The sequence below is a fragment of the Ulvibacterium sp. genome (genome assembly GCF_965228935.1).
Taxonomy (GTDB): Bacteria; Bacteroidota; Bacteroidia; order Flavobacteriales; family Flavobacteriaceae; genus Ulvibacterium.
This window is the reverse complement of record NZ_OZ245846.1, coordinates 4,480,967-4,503,006: the sequence shown is the minus strand read 5'-3', so window position 1 is coordinate 4,503,006 and position 22,040 is coordinate 4,480,967. Positions and strand designations below refer to the sequence as shown.

The following is a 22,040-nucleotide window of genomic DNA, read 5'->3' as shown; positions in this document are numbered from 1 at the left end:
AAGGATATGATCATTACGAACAATCTCACAAAAAAATATGGTGACCAGACTGCTCTCGACCATTTGAACCTTACTGTAAAGGAGGGCGACATTTATTGCCTTCTCGGTGCCAATGGTGCGGGAAAAACAACCACTATTAATCTACTTTTAGGCTTTATAGAGCCTACATCGGGTAGTGCATTCATCAATCAATTGAACGTCCGGGAAAACCTAAGGGCTACTAAGCGATTTTTAGCCTATATCCCGGAAAACCTGATGCTTTACCCTAGTCTCACAGCTGTGGAGAATTTGGATTATTTTTCAGGAATCGCCGGAAAAAAACTGTCCGATTCAGATTTAAGGGGATTTCTAAAGGAAGCCGGATTACAACCGGAAGCCTTTGACAACCGTATTTCAACTTTTTCAAAAGGGATGCGCCAAAAGGTAGGTATCGCCATTGCCCTGGCCAAGGATGCCAGAGTGCTCCTATTGGACGAACCCACATCCGGCTTGGATCCCAAGGCCAGTAACGAATTTGGGCTGTTGCTTCAAAAGTTACGTGTTAAAGGGGTGGCTACCTTAATGGCTACACACGATTTATTTAGGGCCAAGGAAGTAGCGACCCATATCGGCATTATGAAGGATGGCCAGTTAAAGCAGCAGTTTATGGCTGATGATATTTCCCTTTCGGAATTGGAGGATTCCTATCTGAATACCATGGGATATAAAGAGCTTGCCATATGATTTCCAGGACATTTTTGAAGGAAACCAAGGAATTGTTTCGTGATGGACGCGTCCGTTTGGCCTTTTTCATTGTGGTTCTATTGCTGGGAGTAGCCGTGTGGATAAGCGCCCGGCAATATGAAAATGTGAATAGGCAATATGAGACTGCCAAAACGGCCGAGCGGACGATTTGGGACAACCAAGGTGAAAAGAACCCCCATTCCGCGGCCCACTATGGTACCTATGCCTTTAAGCCCAAATATCCCTTATCCCTGGTAGATCAAGGGGTGGATAAATATGCGGGAACATCCATTTTCTTGGAAGCTCATAAACGTAATGAGGCTCAGTTCAGTGCAGCTGCCGATCAAACTGGTCTGGCCCGTTTTGGGGATTTGACACCGGATTTTATTTTGCTATTTATTATTCCCCTACTTATAATTCTTTTGGGATATAACAGTTTTACCAAAGAGCGGGAAATGGGCACTCTAACCTTATTGAAAAGTCAGGGAATTTCCACCTGGAAATGGATATTGGGAAAATGGACGGCCCTATTCATTCCCATTCTTCTGATTACGACTATTTTATTTCTAGTAGCGGGTGTGTTGTTAAGTGGTCTCAAGGATTTTGGTATATTCAATTGGAGTGCTCTATTGGTAATGTTTGTGGTATATATGGGCTATTACATCATTTTCATCAATATAGTCCTGTTGATTTCTGCAAAGACAAAAAAATCAGGTGTTTCCTTGGTAATTTCACTGGGTGTATGGATTATAGCCTGTTTGGCGGCACCCAAGGCAGCCAGTAATATAGCGGAAGCCAAACATCCTTATCCTACACGTCAAGAATTTGCCTCCAATGTGTTGAAGGATAAAAAAGAGGGACTGGATGGCCACAATCCTTGGAGTAAGGAGGCCAAACGATTGCAAGAAGCGGTACTTGCGGAATACGGTGTGGACAGCCTCCATCAACTTCCCTTTAACTTTGATGGATATCGGATGCAGAAAGGCGAGGAACATGAGGCAGAGGTTTATTTTAAGCATTACAATTACCTTAAGGAGCAGTTTGTACAGCAATCCAGGATATACAGGGGATTGGCGGCCATTTCACCCTATTTGCCAACACGTTTTCTAAGCATGGCCGTTGCCCAGACCGATTATGCAACGCATTGGGATTTTGCCGATGCCGCGGAGGAATACCGAATTGCCACCCAGAAATTTCTGAACGACAATTTTGCCGAGAATTCAGAGTATGGCAATTGGGGCTACAGGGCGGATGCCGATTTCTGGAAAGATCTGCCCGCCTTTGATTATGACCCGCCAGAATTGGGTTCCATTCTCTCTTACAATGTATCCAACCTTGGCATTTTGGGTTTTTGGCTATTGGGCTCCTTTAGTCTGTTATTGTTCACTACCAAAACCATTTGACCATGTTAACGTACAATTTTAAATATGAATTGAAACTACTCTTACGCAGCCGTTGGATCCAACTGCTCAGCGTAATGTTGTTATTGCTCTTTGGATTTTCGGCATTCAATGGCAGGCAAAAAGTAGAGAAACGCCGAAGCGATATTGCCGCGGCCCAAAAGGAAATGCGGGAAAATGATGCTATGATGCTCATACTTCTCGACTCGGTGGAGCATGGCCTTGAGGTAAGCGTGCCCTATTGGACCGTTCCCTCAAGTCCTATGGCCTTGGGAAACTATTATCCCAGGGTGGCGGCCATGGATCCTCAACCTATGGCTTTTGTGTCGACCGGACAGGCCGACCTTTTTACCCATTACGTTAAACCAACGGTCACTGGGGATGACTTTACCCTGAACTTCACGGAAATGACCAGTCCAGTTCAGTTGTTGTTTGGCAGTTTTGATCTAGCCTTTATCATTGTATACCTGTTGCCTCTGCTCATTATTGCCTTTTCCTATAATGTACTTTCTGCCGAAAAGGAAAGCGGCTCTATCCGGCTCTTGGCCGCCCAGCCCATAACCATTCAAAAATGGGTGATGCAAAAACTGGGGCTACGTTTTTTTTGGATGGCAGTATTGGTCACAATTACACTGGTTTTGGCATTTTTGTTCATTGGTATTGATATTGTAGCACATGCAACTTCTTTTTTGGGTTTTTTGGCCTTGGTGTTGATTTACATGCTTTTTTGGTTCGCCTTGGCATTTTTGGTCAATCTTCAAGCGGGCAGCTCGGCCAAAAATGCAGTTGCCCTGCTAGGACTGTGGGTGGTGTTTGTGCTTTTTGTTCCCTCGGTACTGAACCAATTGGGAAACACCTTCTATCCTATGCCTTCGCGCACTTTAATGATCAATGAAATGCGTAATCTTAAAGCGGAGGTCGCCAAAAAACAGGACGAGATATTGGACAATTACTTGCGGGATCATCCGGAGTATGCCTTGAACGATACATCCCAATCCCGTGGATTTTACCATCGCTACATGGCTTCCCAAAAGTTGGTAAAGGAGGAATTGTCCCCCGTGGTTGATGCGTATGAAGAACAATTGCAGAAACAACAGGACTGGGTAGGCCGTTTCAAGTGGATTTCCCCTGCGATTATTGTCCAGGAATCCTTGAACCAACTGGCGGGTACTTCCACCAAGGACTATGAAGATTTTAGGAAACAGGTTGTTGCCTTTGCGGAAACCTGGCGAGGACATTTGATACCCTTTTTATATAACAATCGGGATTTCTCGCAAAAGGATTACCCTAATTTGCCAAAGTTCGTGTACCAAAAAAAAGAGGCTTCTACTTTATTTGGTTTGGTTATGATACTTGTACTTTCGGCAGTTGTATATCTGATTGGGATTTTTATCTATAGGGAACAAAAAAAACGCAACATCTTAATGACTTCTTGAGATGTACAAAATTGTTGGCATCACAGTATTAAGTGTTTTTCTTTTAGCTTGTCGGAATAAGGCAAAGGGAGAACAAAATGATGCTTATTCCGTTGCGTCCAATAAAGTAGACCTATTCCAGTATAAGATTAGTCCAAAATATGCCACAGGCTTCTCTGTTGAGTATCATGGCAATTATAAAGTGGTACGGACTCAAAGTAAGCTTTCTTCCTGGTCGGGAAACGCATCGGAATCTAAGAAAGATATCATGGTCTTGGTTCAGAAGGGAACCCCGATTCCTAAACTAACGGGTGAATTGGAAAGGGCCGAGGTTATCCGTATTCCTGCCGAGCGTGTGGCCGTCAACATAGAAAATGCCGAGAACTTTTTGGGAGAGTTGGGTTTGACCGATAAAATGGTAGCCATTGGAGGACTTATCTCTTATAATGATAGCATACGGAAATCGGCTATTGAGGGCGATTTGATTCAAGTGGGTTACAGTTGGCACCAACCCCCTATGTTCGAAAATCTACTTGCAAGTAAACCCGACCTTTTTTTGATGAACCTATCCAACCTTGATTTTGCCGAGTCCTTGGATAAATGCAGACAATTGGATATCCCCACGGGCCCCGTATTCAGTTGGTCGGAAAAGAGCTATTTGGCCCAAGCGGAATGGCTCAAGTACTACGCACTTTTCTTTAATGCGGAAGAAAAGGCGAATGCGATTTTCAATGAGATAGAACAGAACGTGGAAAATCTCAAAAATAAGGTTACCTCTTTGAAACATAAACCTACTGCCATATGGGGATATTATACCGGAAAAGACAAATGGCTCGTTCACCGCAACAGTACGGAAAGTCAATTTATGCTGGATGCCGGATTGGACAATATCTTTTTCCAACCTGAGGCCCCATTAAAAAATGCCGGCGAACCCATGGCCTTTGAAGAGTTGCTTTCCAAAGCGAAGAATGTAGAGCATTGGATAATAGGCGATGTGCATTCCGAAACTTTGCCCAAGGTCGGTTTGATGAATTCTTTTATCTCTTGGAGATTGGGGAACCTGTACCATAATTTTAAAAGAAGCAAGCCCAAGGACAATGCTTATGATTGGTACGGTTCGGCTATTGTTCGGCCGGATAGGGTTTTGGCGGACTTGATCCATCTTATCCACCCACAATTACTCCCTGACCACGAATTGTATTACATGGACAGGCTCTCAAAGGATTTTCAGTTTCCGATAGCTCAGGAAGCATTATAAAAATGACAAGTATGTATCGTATTTCATCCGGGACATTAAAAATTAGATTAAGACCCAAGTTAAAATTATGGGGATTGGTAATCTGCTGTTTTTGTCTTTTGATAAGTTGTAAAACGGATAGGACCGAAAAAAAAGACCCTGAGGCAAAATTCCTGAGCACTAAAGATTATTTCCTAACAAAAGTGGATATCGAGTATGCCAAAAAATTTACCGTTGCTTACCATGATAATTATAAGATAGTTCGCACTAATGCGACGTTTGGTGATGGTGATTCTTCCCCTACCGAATCGGAAGATGTTAAAGATGTAACGGTATTGGTTCAGAATGGTACCGAACCTCCGGTACTTAAAGGCCCGCTTCAGAATGCCACTGTGATTTATATCCCTGTTCAAACCGTAGGAGTTAATGTGCAACACTCTGAGAGTTATCTACGCGAGATTGGGCGTGAAAACCATATTAATGCAATTGGAGGGCTTTATTCCTATAATGATGAAATGAGGGGAAAAGCACTTAGTGGTACCATTGGGCAGATAGGATATAGTTGGCACAGCCCCCCTAATTTTGAGGTACTGCTTCAAAGAAAACCGGAAGTATTTTTAATGACCTTGGCCAGCTTGGATCATAGGGAGAGCTTGGATAAATGCCGACAATTAGGAATCCCTACAGCCGCTGTATTTGATTGGGCGGAATCTGATTACTTGGCGAGAGCCGAATGGATTAAGTTCTATGCATTGTTCTTTAATGCCGAAAAAGAGGCAAACCAGGTTTTTGGAGATATTAAAAACAAAATAGAAGCTTTAAAATCCTTGACCCAAAACGTAGAGTTGAAAGAAAGTGCCTTGTGGGGGTTTTATACGAGTAAGCAACGCTGGAAGATGCATATTAATAGTATCCCCGCACAGTATATGGTAGATGCCGGTTTGAAGAATGCGCTAGCGAACAATACTAAGGCCAATGCGGATGGGGCCCAGACCTTGACTACTGAAGAATTGCTTTTTAAAGGAAAGGACGTTCAACATTGGATAATTGGGGACATACATTCGGGCCCACTTCCCCAAGAGGACATCATGAATAATTTTGAATCTTGGAGAACCGGGAAGCTATACCACAATATGGAAAGAATTAAACCCAAAAAGAATACTTCCGATTGGTATGCAAAAGCGATTGTTCGTCCAGATATTGTATTGGAAGATTTAATAAAGCTGGTCTATCCGCAATTGTTGCCGGATCATACTCCGGTTTTCATGGGCCAATACGATAAAGTTGCCCAAGGGCCAATAACACAAGACAACTAATTCTGTTGAAATGAGCGAAAAACCCGCAGTATTCAAAAATCTGTACCTGTCAAGGCTTAGCACCCTTGATGGTCCCCGAGTCTTATTTCTTTTACTCTTAGTAAGCCTCTTTGGTGGAGTTATGACTGGTTGCGGACCTTCTGCCAATAAAAACAAAACACTAGACGTAGAATCTACCGATATAAAAAACAATTTCACGACAAAAGTGGATGTTCGGTATGCCCAAAACTTTTCGGTTACCAATACGCCCGGCTATAAACTGGTGCATCTTCACTACAATAGTCCGGACAGGGGTGTTCTTTTTGATAAGCAATTGGTACTGGTGCAAAAGGGAACAAAACCACCCGAGTTAAAGGACGAGCTTAAAGACGCATGGGTCATCGAAGTGCCGTTGAAGACCGTTGCGGCAAATGACGACGGGGAGGTAACTCGCCTAAAGGCGCTTGGGTTGATGAACAATATTGTGGCCATGGGTGGGGGCGCCATATATGATTCAGAACTGAGACAACGATGGGAAGAAAAGAAAATCGCTTCCATAGGGTACAGTTTTCATCGTGTTCCTTTGCCCGAGGTTATCCTTTCGTTAAATCCAGATTTGCTGACGCTGTATTCGTCAGATCGAGATAAAATGGCTTCCCTGGAAAAAATGAGGATTCTGGGCATAAATGCCATTCCCCAGTTTGCATGGGCGGAACCTTCTTTTTTGGGTAAGGCCGAATGGCTAAAGTTTACCGCACTCTTCTTTAATAAAGAGGAAGAGGCCAACAAGCTGTTTGAGGAAGTGGTTACCCGTTGTAAGCAATTGATGGACAAAGTGCGGCAAAAAGAAGAAAAGGCGACCGCTTTTTTGGTATATCATCCTTCCGAGAATAGTGACTGGTCTGCCCATCGTAATGATTTTTATGCATCTTTTCTGGAAGCCGCTGGTGCAATTAACGTACTTGCAGATGATGGGCCGACACATGCCGTCGGTATGAACAACGAAAAGATACTCTCCCTGGCCAAGGATGCTGACTTTTGGATAGCGAATAGCACATCCGATGAAAACTGGCCACCCTCTGAATATTTAAACTCTTTCAAGGCTTATCGTAATGGTCAAGTGTTCCACTATCAAAAACGAACGCGCTATGAGCACAATGCCTATGACTGGTATGAGACCCCTGAGGTTCGCCCTGATCTGGTCTTGGAGGATTTAGTTTCCATTTTTTACCCGGAACTTTTGCCTGACCATGAGCCGGAATATTTTGAAAGGGTGATTCTAACCAAAAACCAATTCTGATGGAAGTAAAGTACCAAGCTAAAAAAAGGTCGGACAAAGGAATCGAACAATCAAAAGAAATTGATGTTAAGGCACCCTTAAAAATAAGGATACCAGCACGCGCCCGAATTTTTCTTTTTCCTTTTTTGGTGGTAGGAATCCTTCTTTTGATTCTACTTGAACTAGGTGTCGGTACTGTAGCTATAGACTTCGATGGTATCATTGCTGTATTGTTTGGATGGGACGATGCAGATCCCACCCATAGCACCATTATCAAAGAGCTTAGAATGCCTCGCACCATAGCTGCAGGTATTGGCGGGGCGGCATTGGGTACCGCAGGGCTTCAACTACAGACCATGTTCCGCAATCCTTTAGCTGGGCCTTGGGCCTTGGGTCTTACGGCTGGGTCACAATTGGGAGTGGCTCTGGTGGTTACTTCGGCAGTTGTAGTAGGATCTTCATTTTTGGAAAACCTGGAGATTTTGAGCAATTTAGGTATCGTCGCTGGGGCCATGTTAGGCTGTCTATTGGTGCTGCTGCTAATGGTTTTCGTTGCCCGATATGTCAGTACCATTACTTTGTTGATTTTTGGATTAATGCTAGGCTATTTTGCCCTAGGCTTAATCAGTGCTATTTTACATTTCACCAATCAATCTCAAGCCAAGGTTTTTGCTGGCTGGAATGATGGTAGCTTTGCCGGTGTGTATTGGGAACATTTTCCCGTCCTTATACCTCTTACAATTATTGGGTTGCTTAGTGGTTGGTTGATGGCCAAACCTTTGAACGCTTTTTTATTGGGGGAAAACTATGCAAGGGCATTGGGAATGTCCGTGAAACGCACCCGTATCATTACCTTGGGCAGTGCCGTGTTATTGGCGGCTCCCGTGACAGCTTATTGTGGCCCTGTTCTCTTTTTGGGGCTGATTGTTCCCCACCTTGCAAGAGGCCTTTTCAGCACCTCCGATCACAGAATTCTGATACCGGCGGTAATGTTATTGGGTTGCCTGGTGGCCATGGCGGCCGATCTTTTTGTACACCTTCCTTGGGAACGTCATTTTCTTCATTTAAATGCGGTCAATGCATTGATTGGTGCGCCAGTGGTAATGTGGGTACTATTAAGAAACCGTAAAATGCGAACATTTGAATTATAGAATTATGGAAGATGTTCTGGATATAAGACAGTTGTCGATAGGCTATTTAAATAAGTCAGAAAAAAAAGTGGTTGCAGAAAACATAACGGAGACCTTGAAAAAAGGGGAGTTGGTCTGCTTACTAGGGCCCAATGGTGCAGGAAAATCCACATTGATTCGTACCATTTCTGGTGCACAAAAGCCTTTGGAGGGACAAGTCCTTTTTGAAGGAAAGGACATTTCTCAAGTATCATCGCGTCAATTGGCCACCAAATTAAGTTTGGTACTCACCGAACGTGTCCATGGGGGTATGCTCAGTAGTTATGAGGTAGTTGGTTTGGGAAGATATCCGTATACAGGCTGGTCGGGAAAACTGAAGCCTAAAGACCATGAAGTCGTTCAATGGGCCATTGCCATGGTGGGGGCACAGGAACTTGCCGGGAGAATGCTATCTGAACTTAGTGATGGGGAACGTCAAAAAATCATGGTGGCCAAAGCGTTGGCCCAGGAAACCGAAGTGATGATACTCGACGAGATAACGGCTTTTCTAGATTTACCAAGGCGCATAGAGATTATGCAATTGATGCGGCAACTGGCCAAGAAGGACAATAAATGTGTCCTGATGTCAACGCATGATATGGAACTCGCCTTAAAATATGCGGACAAACTCTGGCTTCAGCCCAAAAATGGGAAACTTGTTATTGGCGCACCGGAGGATTTGGTCTTGGACGGCTCATTTGCCAGGGCATTTGAAAGTGAGGGTATCCATTTTAACATGGGAAAGGGAGCTTTTGAGGCTCAAGAACCTTATCATAGAAGTATTTGCCTAAAGGGCAATGGGGATGGTCTGCTTTGGACCAAAAAAGCTTTGGAACGTGAGCGCATAGAAGTAGTCAATGATGCGGCCATTTCGATTACGGTCATAGCCGCCAAAAAAGGAATTTTGTGGAAGGTGACCTCCAAGGCCATGGAAAAGGAGGCATCCTCCATTTATCAATTATTACAGACCATTAAGGAATATGATTAAAACGACCCATACAAGTTTTGTACAAGGTTTTTTCCATCTAACAAGTCATCGGGAATGGTTGTTTCAAAGGTAGATTTAAAAATATATGATAGTTGTTCGATTTGTTCACTATATAGGACCTAACCTGAAATTTTATGAAAAAAAATAGAAGACAGTTCATCTATGAATCCTTTGCAGGTTTGGCTACCATGGCTATGGGTCCATATGTATTTGGTCACGATCGGGTTTTCGCCAAGAGATTATATGATAGCAAACCTTGGATAGAACTATCCAAATCTGCTTACCTGCACAATGCCTCACAAATCAATAAAATGGTAGGGGGGAAGCCCATTATAGCCGTGTTGAAAAATAACGCTTACGGTCTGGGAGATGTCCAAGTAGCCAAAATTTTAGATGGCTCACCGGCCATAGCGGCCGTTGCTTTGGTGAAGGATGAGCGGGCCATCGCTTTAAGAACAAATAGATTTTCGAAACCCATCCTACTCATGGGGGATTTTGATAGTGTAGCCGCCAATGCTCTTGTAGAACAGGAAATCACCTTGAGTATTTTTTCAAAAGCTTCGTTCAAAAAAATAAATGAGCTCACCAAGGGAACAAATAAAACGATAAAGGTCGCGCTTTATATAGACACAGGTTTGGGTAGAATGGGCATTCCCTATGAGGAAGCGGTGTATATCGGAGAAGAAGTGTCCAAAAATGATAAGTTAAGTATTTCCCATACCTTCTCTACGCTCACTTCACCAAAGGACTTTGCGGAGCAGCAAATTCAGCGTTTTGAGGAAATTACAAAAGAACTGAACGGAAAAGGAATAACCACTGGGATAAAGCACTTGGCCCCGTCGCTTTCGCTTTTGGAATTGCCAAAATCGCATCAGGAGGCAGTGCGACCTGGTATTTTGCTCCATGGATCATTTCCTATGGCCAACAGGCCTGAAGCCAAACAATATCCACTTCAAGTACCGTATCGACTTAAAGCCCCGATAATTCGTCTCGAAAAACTGAAGACAGGTGATACCATTGGTTTTTCCCGATTCTACAAAGTAAGAAAGGACGAATGGATTGCCACGCTCCCTGTGGGTTGGGCGGACGGTTATGATAGTGGAGCGGAAAACGGGGCCGTGATTTTATTGGGAGGCGAACTCTATCCGGTCGTAAATGTAAATGCCAGTCACACCAATGTTTCGCTTGGATCTAAAACGAAAATTAGGGTAGGGGACATAGCAACCTTAATTGGTCCCGAGCGGCCGGAAATTACCCCTGAAGGCTTTGGCAAGCTGGTAAAGGGGCACAACTATTTGCAAATCAATTACAAGGAATCCATCCCTAAAAAGACGTATGAAAGTTTTTAATCTTTTAATTCTATTTTGTTTTACCTGTCCGGCTTTTGGCCAGGAAACTTATTTTGAACTTAAAGACGGTACAAACCTATATATTGAGGAAGCAGGTGAAGGGGAAACGCTTCTCTTCATTCCCGGTTGGACCATGACCCATCGATTCTTTGAAAAACAAAAGGAGTACTTTTCAAAGCAACATCATGTTATCCTATACGATCCAAGGGGGCAAGGGAGGTCGAATAAAACAACTTATAAGAATACATATGCCCGTCATGCGACCGATCTTAGGGAGTTGATTTTACAAAAGGACCTAAATGAAATTGTATTGATAGGCTGGTCCAGTGGTTGCCTCGCCATGTACGAATATCTGCGGGCATTTGGATCGGATCGGATTCGTAAGTTGGTTTTTATCGATGAACCTCCCAAATGGATCGGAAATAGGGAGAAAGAATGGGTTTATGGGACGTTTGATGATTATCGAAGTAGCCTAAAAGGAATGATTTCCGAACCTTCGGAACCCGATGACATTATTGACTGGATGCTTCATGATTCAATTGATGATACAACCAGAACCTGGATGCGGAAGGAAATACGCATGACTCCTCCCGATATTGCCCTAAGCCTTTACATAGATGGTCTGGTATCGGACTATACAAAGGAAGTAAGTCAACTGGAAACACCTTCGGTTTTTATGGTAAGGGCTTCCTGGTATGACGAAGCTAGTACTTGGCTCAAAACCTATGCCCCAAAGGCTAAAATAAAGGCAATTACGAGCCATGCCATGTTTTGGGAAAGAGCCGAAGAATTCAATGCATTGTTAGAGGACTTTATTGAATCAAAATAAAAAATATGAGATTTTTATACCTCGTTCCATTACTTTTCTGTTCGGTAGTGGCCTTATCTCAGGAAAACCAGAACTTCCCGCCACCGGAAACACCTTTGACCATAAAGGCGGTAAAAGCGATGGGCGATATTAAGTTGGATGGCAAACTCTCCGAGACCGATTGGGAAAAAATAGAAGTTACTTCCGATTTCTTTAGAAGGGAACCTAGACAGGGTGGAAACCTGAAATACAAAACCGAAGTTCGTTTTCTCTATGATGACAAAAATCTGTATATCGGAGCATTTTGTAAAGATTCTGTTGGTATTAAAGGCATCCGCATTCAAGATTTGCGTAGGGATTTCAGTTGGGGCGAAAATGATATTTTCGGCATAGCCCTTGATCCACAAAACTTAAAGCAATACGCCCAGGGCTTTCAAACTACCCCTTATGGTAACCAACGTGATTTTCAGAATTTCAATGGCAATAATTTTGATACGGGGTGGAATACCCTCTGGCGGGTCAGAACACAACGAACCGATGCCGGATATACCGTAGAAATGGCCATTCCCTTTAAAAGCTTGCGATATAATCTTCCGGAATCCGGGAACACTATTGAATTGGGGATTACTTTGGTACGCTATGCCCGAAGGGATATCGAGGTTTCCACTTTTCCGGCCATTCCCCAGTCGTTTACACCCTATCGGATGACCTATGCGGCCAAGCTAACGGGTATTGAAGCCCCCCCACCTTCGACTAACATAAGGGTGGAGCCATATGCGTTGTACCAATATGACGAAAATAAGGAGGGAACCGTATTGATCGATAAATTGAACGACCCAAAAATAGGCGCGGATGTCAAATGGGCCATCGACCCAAAAACGGTTCTTGACCTCACCGTAAATACCGACTTTGCACAGGCCGATGTTGATTTGGCCGTGAACAACTTGGAGCGTTTCAACATCTTTTTTCCCGAACGGAGGCAGTTCTTTTTGGAAAATTCCGGTATTTGGGCGGGCGGGTTGCAACAATCCATTCGCCCCTTTTTTAGTCGACGAATTGGTCTTCAGGGAGAATTTAACGCCATACCGGCACCTATAGATGTAGGTGCCCGTTTTACCCAACGAACCGAAAAAAGTGCGTTGGCGGGACTTTTTGTGCGTCAACGGGAAACCGAAAACTCGGCGGGGGGCAACTTTGGGGTATTTCGGTATTTGAAAAACTATGGAAGGGAAAACAATGTGGGTCTTATGGTTACCCATAGACTGGATGATAGTTATGATGAACTGGGTCTGGAGAGCAATAATAATACTACCATTACCTTGGATGGCCAAATACGTCCCACAAGCCAATGGGATATCCAGTATCTCCTATCTACCTCCATAGATGAATTTACGGGTAATACGGGTTTTGCGGGACGAATCTTTGTGGGCAATGATAGTAACGAGTATTACTACGGATGGGTCACGGAATATACGGATGCCAACTATAACCCCAGAATGGGTTTTGTGAGGCAAAACGATGTTATACGCCATAATCCAGGGGGGTATTATATCTGGAGGCCCAAAAAAATCGATTGGATCAGAAGATGGGATCCGGGGCTGTTCGTTAATTACAACCATGATGCCACCGACCCCAGTAGTTTTCAACAAGCGAGTCTTTATGTTTTTCCCGTGTTCACCTGGTTTAAGGACAATAGTTTTTTGGAAATTTCCACGACCCCGACATGGCAGAACATCAACTTTGATTTTGCGCCCCTGGGTTTGGAGATCGAACAGGACAGATATTTCTATACGAGATATTTGATTCAATACAATACGGATCAGTCCAAAAAATGGTCAGGCGATGTTGGTGTAGACTTCGGGGATTTTTATAACGGTACCCGGACCACGATCAACGCTGCGGCCCGGTTTGCACCAATTCCCCATACCACACTTACGCTCAATTATGAGCATAATGATATCAACGGTGTGGGTTTGGAACAAGCGGATTTGGATACGGATCTGTACACGGCAAGTCTAAGGCTGGCCCTAAATCCCAGGGTGCAACTGTCTACCTTTTATCAGTATAACAGTTTCAACGAACAGGGCAGATGGAATATACGTTTTAGTTGGGAATATATGCCCTTATCCTTTATTTACTTGGTATTTAACGATACCCAAACCGATATTTTCGACCCTGTACAGCAGAGCACGCAATTCATTAGCAAAATTACTTTTTTAAAACAGTTTTAGGTATTGGCAGTGAATGATAGGTATAATCTAATATCATCCATACTAGGAATGTATATAGGGCTGTTACCATTATTAATGGCATGGCATGCCTCACATCATTCGTTTGAGAATCCTCCTGGAGAAGAATTACAAGGCACGTATGTTACTACGGAGAATGACGCACATTGTGATATTTGCACCTATTATTTTGACCAGCAATTATATGTTCAGGGAGCGATAACCCATCATTTCAAAGCTTTTTCAATTGCTCTTAAAGAAAGATTGACAACATCTTTTCATTTGGATTTCCTACTCCAAAATTATCTTCGCGGCCCTCCGACCATCCAATAGAATTCTTTAGGATATTTAAAACAATCATGTAGTCCATAAACTCCTTATAGTAATGCTAGAAGCTGTAAATCTTACCAAGCGATATGGTAAGCACGAAGCTCTAAGTCAACTGAACCTATCGGTTGAAAAGGGCGAAATATTTTGTCTACTAGGCCAAAACGGGGCCGGTAAAACAACAACCATTAATCTATTTCTTGGCTTGCTTGAACCTACGGAAGGTAAGGCCTTGTTGAACGGTGTAATGGTAAAAGCCAATAATAACGCCACCACCAGGATGATAGCCTACATTCCCGAAGTCGTGCAATTATATGGGAACCTTTCAGGCTTGGAGAACCTTAATTTTTTTAGTCGTTTGGCGGGATTCAAATATTCCGAAGGTCAGCTGTCCGCTTTATTGTTGAAAGCAGGACTTCCAGAGACCGTCCATCAAAACAAACTCGCTTCCTATTCCAAAGGAATGCGCCAAAAGGTTGGTATTGCCATAGCACTTTCCAAAAACGCCGATTGCATTTTCATGGATGAACCGATTTCTGGATTAGACCCCAAGGCAACCTTGGAGTTTACCAAAATCTGTAAGGACCTTAGTAAGGAAGGTAAAACCATTTTTATGGCTACCCATGATATTTTTAATGCGGTGAATGTCGGTACAAGAATCGGAATCATGAAAGAAGGAAAACTGGTTTTTACGGCGAACACCAATACCATAAATGCAAACGAATTACGGGACTTATACCTAAAAACAATTTAAAATGAAAACATTTACATCAATACTTAAGGTACTGATTGTATTGACCAGTTGTGGTCTTTGGGCCCAAGAGGGTGTTACGGGCATTATTGTGGATAATCGGAATGAGCCCATTATTGGGGCGACAGTAACATTAAAAGGTACCGGGGGGATGTTCGGCAAATTGACCGATAGCGAGGGGCGGTTTGAACTCAGCGTACCTCAGGGGAACTATGCTCTGGAAATACGCTATTTAGGATTTCAATCCTATAATGACAATTTGGAAATCAATGAAGGTTCTCCAATGGATTTGGGAACCATTGTATTAAACGAGGGTACCGAACAATTACAAAGTGTAGAGGTCATTGGTCGCGCAAGAACGGATTATAACAGTGATTACTCCTTTTCCGCTACCAAAGTTGCCATCAAGAACAAGGAATTGCCACAAGCAGTCTCCACTATCACGAAAGAGTTGATCAATGATCGACAGGCATTTCAATTGGCAGATGCCGTAAAGGCCGCAAGCAGTGTGACCTCTACGGCCTTTTATAACCATTTCAATATTCGTGGTACGACCCAAGCTGAAGAAGGGCAGGTCATCAATGGTCTGCGCACGCGCCAATACTATTTTTTACAGCCTATTACCTCCCATATTGAACGGGTAGAGGTTATTAAAGGACCTTCTTCGGTCACTTTTTCAAGTGTGGATCCCGGTGGAACGATTAATATGGTGACTAAAAAACCCTTAAAGGAAAAAAGAAACGAGGTCAGTGCAACCGTAGGCAGTTTTGGAACACTGAGGGCAACGATGGATTTCACAGGTCCCTTGAACGAATCGGAAACCTTGCTTTACCGTTTCAATGCAGCCGTACAGCAAGCACGGTCATTTAGGGACGTGGTACAGAACAACGCCTTTTTGATTACACCCTCCATTACATATATCCCCAACGAAACTACCGCCTTGAATGTTGAAATGATTTATAGCAACGGAGTTGGGAACCTGGATAGGGGCCAACCTATCTTTGGAGCCATAAATGGGGAATTTGACCTGAACAGTACACCCATTTCATTGAACGTAGGTGCTTCAAGCGACTTCTTTGAGTCGGAAGAACTTTTGATAATGAGCAATTTTACCAAGCAAATTTCCGATAACATTGGGTTTAATGCTTCCTACATGAAACAAACCTGGGAAGAAGACCTCGTGGAACATAGAACCGTAAATGCCCCGGCAGTGGACATCAATGGCGATCCTATCACTACCTTGGCCGCAATGCGATACGTTGAACGTAAGCAATTTTGGATTACCGATAACTTCAATGCCTTCTTTAATTTTGATTTCATAGGAGATAAAGTGACCAATAAATTACTGGTAGGCTACGACGGCAGTTGGTGGGAACGTACTAAAGGTGGTGGACAAAATGGAGCACGTCGCTATTTAAGAAACGATGGAAGTGTTAGCCGTTTTGACCCGGCCGAAGCCGACCAATTTCAAACCATCGAAATTGATGGGGTCATTGCTCCAAGACCCAATGTGCCCCATTACGATTTGAACGATCCGCAGAATGCCATCCGTGACATTGGCAACTATGTGATATCGGAATTTGAAATCCCGGCAAACCTTACTACTTCAAACGGGATTTATGTACAGAACCAGTTTAAAATGGGAAAGTTTTCGGCCTTGGTAAATCTTCGTTATGAATGGTACGAGGACAAGTTTGATTATGAATCGCCAAATGAGGAATCATTTAAAAATGAAGCTTTTATCCCCAGAGTAGGTCTTACCTATGAGGCCACTGATAATGTAAGTGTCTACGGTACTTATATTGAAGGGTTTCAGCCGCAGTCCAATACGGTTACTTTGTCCCCCGCCACGGAAAACTTTTTTTGGGCTGGTTCTCCCGCTGAATTTGATCCCCTGGAAAGCGATTTGATCGAATTTGGAGCTAAAGGAGAATTCTTTGGAGGAAAGTTGGCCATGAACATGGCCATTTATGAAATCAACCAACGAAACCTATTGTTGCAAGACCCGATGGATGAAGATTTGTTGGTAACGCGTGGTGCACAACGTAGCCGCGGGTTGGAATGGGATCTTTCAGGTTACTTGCTCCCTAATTTGCAACTCAATGCTTCGTACGCTTACATCAATGCTACCATCGAAGAAGACGATGACCCAGCTTTGGTCGGTGAACGGGTGGGCGGTGCTCCCGAACACAGCGCCAATTTTTGGGGCCGCTATGATTTTATGAACGGTCCTTTAAAAAATGTTGGTGTTGGTTTGGGAATGGAGTATCGTGGCGATCGTTTTTCATGGTACTATGACCGTTTGTTATTGCCCGCATATACGGTTTTTGACGCTGCGGTATATTATCGCCCTTCAGGAAGCAATATACAGATTGCCCTAAAGCTCAACAATCTTTTTGATGAAACCTATTGGACCGGGGCCTTGAGCACTTTCAGATTGTTTCCCGGGGCACCAAGGAATGTTCTATTGACCACTACCTATAAATTCTAGGATATGAAGTCCACAAACATGCGGTTACTGGCATTACATTTTTTACGAAATGCTACCCAGCCAAAGACCTTTTACCTTATCTATATCCTATTTGTACTGCTAACGGTCTATGCGGCCGTTAGCGGTATTCACAACCACTTGGCCCGGAACGACATACGCAAATCCCATCAGGCAAAGGCACGACAGAGTTGGGAAGCCAACCCGGATAAGCATCCACACAGAATGGCACATTTCGGAACGTTTGCCTTTCGGGTGAGTCCACCTCTTGCCATGTTTGATTATGGATTGGAAAGTTTCACGGGCAATACCGTTTTTTTGGAGGCACACCGGCAGAACAGTGTCAATTTTTCGGATGCCTCTTTTTCAACGGGAACCTTGCGCTTTGGGGAGCTTAGTATAGCTCTTTTGTTACAATTGGTCTTGCCGTTGATCTTGATTTTTATAGGATTTTCCAGTGTAGCGGCAGATCGGCAGAACGGAACCCTTAAAATATTGGTATCGCAAGGTGCGAGGTGGTTTGAAATCTTGTTCGGGAGGTCCTTAGGGCTTTTTGCGATTGCAATGTTGTTCTTTGCGCCCGTTCTTTTCGTTATGGTGGTTGCACTGGCCATTTTTGGAGACCCTACGGCAAGTAGTCTTCTTTGGCTACGTTTCTTCTTGGTCGTTTTGGGATACCTGTTTTTTCTATTCATAGTAGTAATAACAATTATTGTTTGCTCCACCCGAAGCGATACCCCAAAAAATGCACTTTTACGTTTATTGGGCATATGGTTGTTTATGGTCGTTCTTTTGCCCAAATCGGCTCAGGCCATTGGTAGCTATTGGCATCCAACTCCCACAAAACTGGCGTTTCAGTCGGCTATTGAGAAAGAAGAGATTCAAAAGGGCGATAGCCACAATCCCGATGATCCCTACTATAATAATCTTCGGGACTCCGTATTGGCCGTACACAATGTTAGTGAAGTGACCGACCTTCCCTTTAATTATTCCGGTTTTGTGATGCGCGAAGGGGAAAAAATCAGCTCAACACTGTACAAAAAGCACCATGTGGGCCTTTTGACAATTTATCGGAAACAGAACAATATCAGTAGGCTTGTTGCATTGCTTAATCCGTATATGGCCATAAAACAACTTTCGATGACTTTTTCAGGAACGGACTTTTCAAATTATGTGGATTTTCAGGATCAGGCCGATGATTATCGCTACGCCTTGTCCCAGGAGATGAACGAATTGCAAATGCAATATATCAGCCCGAAAAAGAAAAGTGGTTCCGAGGGGAAAACCCATGTGGTTGGTCATGAACACTGGGAAGAATTCCCCGATTTTGAACACCGACCGGCACCTTTCATAAGTGCAGCCAAAGAGGCTTCCTTGGCTTTGGTTTCGATCGTGTTGTGGCTGTTGCTTTCTTTTGGACTGTTATCATTGACCGCTAAAAAAGCCAGTGCCTTATGAAATACAAGCTGTTTTTGTACCAATGTATACGTTCCAGGGAAGTTCTTCTGAGCTTGGCACTTCTAATCGCCTTGGGGCTGTTGGGAATCTTTATCGGGAATCGGCATTTAAATGAACGGCAAGATGCCATTGAAGAGGTAAAAACCTATCAGGAGGAACATTTTGAACGCCATGTATCGCTACATAATGATGATTTGGGGCTACTACTCTACTATGTGAAATTTGCATTTATTAACCCTGCCGATCCGTTGGCGGGTCTGTCCATTGGTCAATCTGATGTGAACCCCTCTATAAAGAGAATTACCATTAAGACCTTTGAAGCACAGAAACACGATACGGATTTGATAAATCCGATGAACCTACAATCGGGAAACCTTGATTTTTCATTTGTGTTGATTTATTTAGTCCCGTTATTGGTCATCGTATTTTCCTTTAATGCGGTTTCGGAAGAGACGGAGACAGGTACTTGGCGTTTAGTGGCCACTCAGACTCGGTCAAAACTGGGATTTGTAATCACCAAATTGTCAGTACGGCTTTTATTGATCGTGGGCGTACTGATATTCCTATTTTTAGCGGCCAAAGTGGTGTTCAACATTCCTTTTAATAGTGTTTTTTTAGTAATGTTCATCTTGTCGGTTCTTTATACGATTTTTTGGTTTACTCTTTGCTTTTTCATCATTTGTTTTAAAAAATCGTCCGGATTCAATGCGTTGATGTTATTATCGATTTGGTTAGTGCTACTTATCTTGTTACCGGCGGGAATCAATGCCTACCTGGCATTCAAATATCCTGTACCTGAAGCATTGGGCACGGCCATCGCACAGCGGGATGGGTATCATACTAAATGGGATATGGAAAAGTTGCCCACCATTCAAAAATTCTATGACCACTATCCGCAATTTGAGAAGTATGGCTACCCGACCGAAGGGTTCAATTGGCTATGGTACTATGCCATGCAGCAGATGGGCGATGATGATTCAAGGAATGAAAGGGAGTCGTTAAATTCTAAAATCCAATTAAGGGAACGGCACAGCGCACAATTTGCGTCCTGGTTACCCAACATGCACTTGCAACTGGCCCTAAATCAATTGGCCGGGACAAGCTTGGGGCAACATATTGATTTCTTGGAGGCTACGGAAAAGTTTCACGAAAGGTTGCGTTTATTTTTCTACCCGAAGATATTTGAAGAGAATCTGGCCGAGTCGATCAATTGGGAACGATTCCCCCCGGAATACTATCGCGAAAATTTTGATATAAGACCTTTACGATTGATGGCTCCTCTAATACTTGCTATACTATTTATGGTTTTGATATCGGCGCCAAGGGGAAGAAGATTATGAGCCCATCCAAATATTTTAACGGCATGATTGTTTTGATTTATTGACGATTTACAAGTTTTATATCTTTAGAACAAAGAACAGATATATTGAAAAAATGAGAAAAAAAATTTTTGTTTTATTTCTTTTGACCCCATTGTTGGTTTTGTCACAAAACCAGTTTCAAGATGCTTTTCTGGACAAAACAAGACCTGTGAGAAAGGATTTACACATTGCGTTTACAGATTCCCGGAACAACCAAACTTTCTTGCCCATATCGATTATTAAAGGAAAAAATGAAGGGCGGATTTTTACTTTGGTCGCTGGGGTTCATGGTTTTGAATATCCACCAATAGTAGCTACGCAAGGACTCATGAAGGAAATTAATACCGATAGTTTATCAGGTACCTTGATTATTATCCCTATTGCCAATACGGGGTCTTTTTATTCGCGGACCCCTTTTATCAATCCTCAGGATCAGGTGAACCTAAACAATGCCTTCCCCGGTAAATCCGATGGTTCCGTGACACAAAAAATCGCGCACTTCATTAAGACAAATGTGATTCCCATAAGCGATGTTTTTTTGGATATTCACGGCGGCGATGCCTCGGAGGATTTGCTTCCATTTATATGTTATTATAACAATACCACTTATCCCGAACAAACTAAAAAGGCGAAAGAGCTTTCAGAAACCAGTGGTTTTGATTATGTGGTTTCCTATCCGTATACCATCAAGGCCGATGACCCCGCAAAATATACCTTTAAACAAGCATGCCAAGATGGGAAGGTGGCACTGAGCATTGAAAGTGGCAAATTGGGCAATGTACAGGAAGAGGCGGTTACCTTAATTAAAAATGGCGTTTATAGAATGCTCAATAAGATGAATATGTACGGTAAAACTATAGAACAAGATGTCCGGAAATTGATTCGACTGAACAATCAAAAGTATATTGATGCCGAAGTAAGAGGTATATTGTACAGCCAATATAAAGCTGGGGACCAAGTAAAAGAGGGAGACCTGGTCGGATACATCACCGATGAATTTGGAAAGACCATATCCGAATTAACGGCACCCGTTTCTGGTATTATTCTATATAAAATTGCCACACCTCCCGTAAATGTCGACGAAACAGTGATGTGCATTAGTTTCTTCGAGTGAATAAAACGGCCTATAATTTCACAGAACATTGAACACATTTATAAAAGCCGGGAAGCTTTCATATGAAGTGCCAATATTCCTTGTAAAATAGGTATTCCTAAAAAGAAATAATTGCTCCGGGTTCGTCTAGACATTGAGCAATTGGTGCAGATACCCTTAATAATGGTCTGTACCTGCCTACTCAAATTTCTTTTTTCATCACTAGGTCGTTCACTTGAAACTTATGGCATCGGCATGCTCGATCCGATAATAACATGCATTTGGATTGCTCTCGTTCAAATACAATATTCCTTCCACGGAGAGCAATTCGTCCATTACAAAGGATGGCTTTTGGTCAAACATTAAATCCAAGACGGTTTCGGGTCCGCCGTTGCCACAGAAGAAACAGGAGGCCATTGGGTTTTTGGAAAGGAGATATACGGATTGTGTACTATCCAAAATCAACAGATACCCTGTAATTACGACTTTTTTCCCTTCCAAGGCTCTTATTTTTGGCGAAAAGTTTGCCTCTTGGAAACCCGGAATGATGTTTTCCGGTGAGGGCAGTTCCCAGGAAATACCCTCGGAGAGGTCGGACCAATCCAGGACAGTCTGCGCGTGGGTAGCAATTCCCATCCAACAGCATAGTATGAAAAGAGATATTCTCATTT

17 protein-coding genes are annotated in these 22,040 nt (G+C 43.1%); 16 read left to right on the top strand and 1 reads right to left on the bottom strand.

Annotated elements, in window-relative coordinates:
* Window positions 1-6 precede the first annotated feature (6 nt).
* From ACO06Y_RS18990 to ACO06Y_RS18915, 16 genes are all read left to right on the top strand, one after another.
* Window positions 7-723 (top strand): ABC transporter ATP-binding protein, encoded by a 717-nt coding sequence (locus tag ACO06Y_RS18990; RefSeq protein ID WP_422080607.1) that lies wholly within the window; start codon window positions 7-9, stop codon window positions 721-723.
* Entirely contained in the window at window positions 720-2,126 is a 1,407-nt protein-coding gene (locus ACO06Y_RS18985) for an ABC transporter permease (RefSeq protein WP_422080606.1), read from the top strand. Before ACO06Y_RS18990 ends, ACO06Y_RS18985 begins: the two co-directional genes overlap by 4 nt.
* 2 nt (window positions 2,127-2,128) lie before the next feature.
* Window positions 2,129-3,559: a DUF3526 domain-containing protein gene (locus ACO06Y_RS18980; RefSeq protein ID WP_422080605.1), complete on the top strand. Its 1,431-nt coding sequence runs from the start codon at window positions 2,129-2,131 to the stop codon at window positions 3,557-3,559.
* A gap of 1 nt (window position 3,560) precedes the next feature.
* Window positions 3,561-4,796: an ABC transporter substrate-binding protein gene (locus tag ACO06Y_RS18975; protein ID WP_422080604.1), complete on the top strand. Its 1,236-nt coding sequence runs from the start codon at window positions 3,561-3,563 to the stop codon at window positions 4,794-4,796.
* A gap of 11 nt (window positions 4,797-4,807) precedes the next feature.
* Window positions 4,808-6,091, top strand: coding sequence for an ABC transporter substrate-binding protein (locus ACO06Y_RS18970; protein ID WP_422080603.1), 1,284 nt, complete (start codon window positions 4,808-4,810; stop codon window positions 6,089-6,091).
* Between the two features lie 10 nt (window positions 6,092-6,101).
* Window positions 6,102-7,370 (top strand): ABC transporter substrate-binding protein, encoded by a 1,269-nt coding sequence (locus ACO06Y_RS18965; RefSeq protein ID WP_422080602.1) that lies wholly within the window; start codon window positions 6,102-6,104, stop codon window positions 7,368-7,370.
* A complete protein-coding gene (locus ACO06Y_RS18960) occupies window positions 7,370-8,500 on the top strand; it encodes a FecCD family ABC transporter permease (RefSeq protein WP_422080601.1) in 1,131 nt (376 codons plus the stop codon). Before ACO06Y_RS18965 ends, ACO06Y_RS18960 begins: the two co-directional genes overlap by 1 nt.
* A complete protein-coding gene (locus tag ACO06Y_RS18955; protein WP_422080600.1) occupies window positions 8,490-9,506 on the top strand; it encodes an ABC transporter ATP-binding protein in 1,017 nt (338 codons plus the stop codon). The genes ACO06Y_RS18960 and ACO06Y_RS18955 overlap by 11 nt, the downstream gene beginning before the upstream one ends.
* Before the next feature lie 134 nt (window positions 9,507-9,640).
* A complete protein-coding gene (gene alr, locus ACO06Y_RS18950) occupies window positions 9,641-10,855 on the top strand; it encodes an alanine racemase (RefSeq protein WP_422080599.1) in 1,215 nt (404 codons plus the stop codon).
* The gene (locus ACO06Y_RS18945; protein WP_422080598.1) at window positions 10,842-11,684 is read left to right on the top strand and encodes an alpha/beta fold hydrolase; all 843 of its coding nucleotides are present in this window, start codon (window positions 10,842-10,844) and stop codon (window positions 11,682-11,684) included. Before alr ends, ACO06Y_RS18945 begins: the two co-directional genes overlap by 14 nt.
* Window positions 11,685-11,689: 5 nt before the next feature.
* Complete coding sequence (locus ACO06Y_RS18940; protein ID WP_422080597.1) at window positions 11,690-13,894, top strand: DUF5916 domain-containing protein; 2,205 nt, start codon at window positions 11,690-11,692, stop codon at window positions 13,892-13,894.
* Window positions 13,895-14,276: 382 nt separating this feature from the next.
* Window positions 14,277-14,972 carry an ABC transporter ATP-binding protein gene (locus ACO06Y_RS18935; RefSeq protein ID WP_422080596.1) on the top strand — a complete coding sequence of 232 codons (696 nt, stop codon included), beginning with the start codon at window positions 14,277-14,279 and terminating at the stop codon, window positions 14,970-14,972.
* 1 nt (window position 14,973) lies between these two features.
* Window positions 14,974-17,460 carry a TonB-dependent receptor domain-containing protein gene (locus ACO06Y_RS18930; RefSeq protein WP_422080595.1) on the top strand — a complete coding sequence of 829 codons (2,487 nt, stop codon included), beginning with the start codon at window positions 14,974-14,976 and terminating at the stop codon, window positions 17,458-17,460.
* 3 nt (window positions 17,461-17,463) lie between these two features.
* Window positions 17,464-18,915, top strand: a complete 1,452-nt coding sequence (locus ACO06Y_RS18925; protein ID WP_422080594.1) for an ABC transporter permease — start codon at window positions 17,464-17,466, stop codon at window positions 18,913-18,915.
* On the top strand, window positions 18,912-20,255 hold the full coding sequence (locus ACO06Y_RS18920; protein ID WP_422080593.1) for a DUF3526 domain-containing protein: 1,344 nt from the start codon (window positions 18,912-18,914) through the stop codon (window positions 20,253-20,255). The genes ACO06Y_RS18925 and ACO06Y_RS18920 overlap by 4 nt, the downstream gene beginning before the upstream one ends.
* A 190-nt stretch (window positions 20,256-20,445) precedes the next feature.
* Window positions 20,446-21,390 (top strand): succinylglutamate desuccinylase, encoded by a 945-nt coding sequence (locus ACO06Y_RS18915; protein ID WP_422080592.1) that lies wholly within the window; start codon window positions 20,446-20,448, stop codon window positions 21,388-21,390.
* Window positions 21,391-21,600: 210 nt separating this feature from the next.
* Here the strand turns inward: ACO06Y_RS18915 and ACO06Y_RS18910 are convergent, their stop codons facing one another.
* Window positions 21,601-22,005, bottom strand: a complete 405-nt coding sequence (locus ACO06Y_RS18910; RefSeq protein ID WP_422080591.1) for a hypothetical protein — start codon at window positions 22,003-22,005, stop codon at window positions 21,601-21,603.
* Window positions 22,006-22,040: the final 35 nt, after the last annotated feature.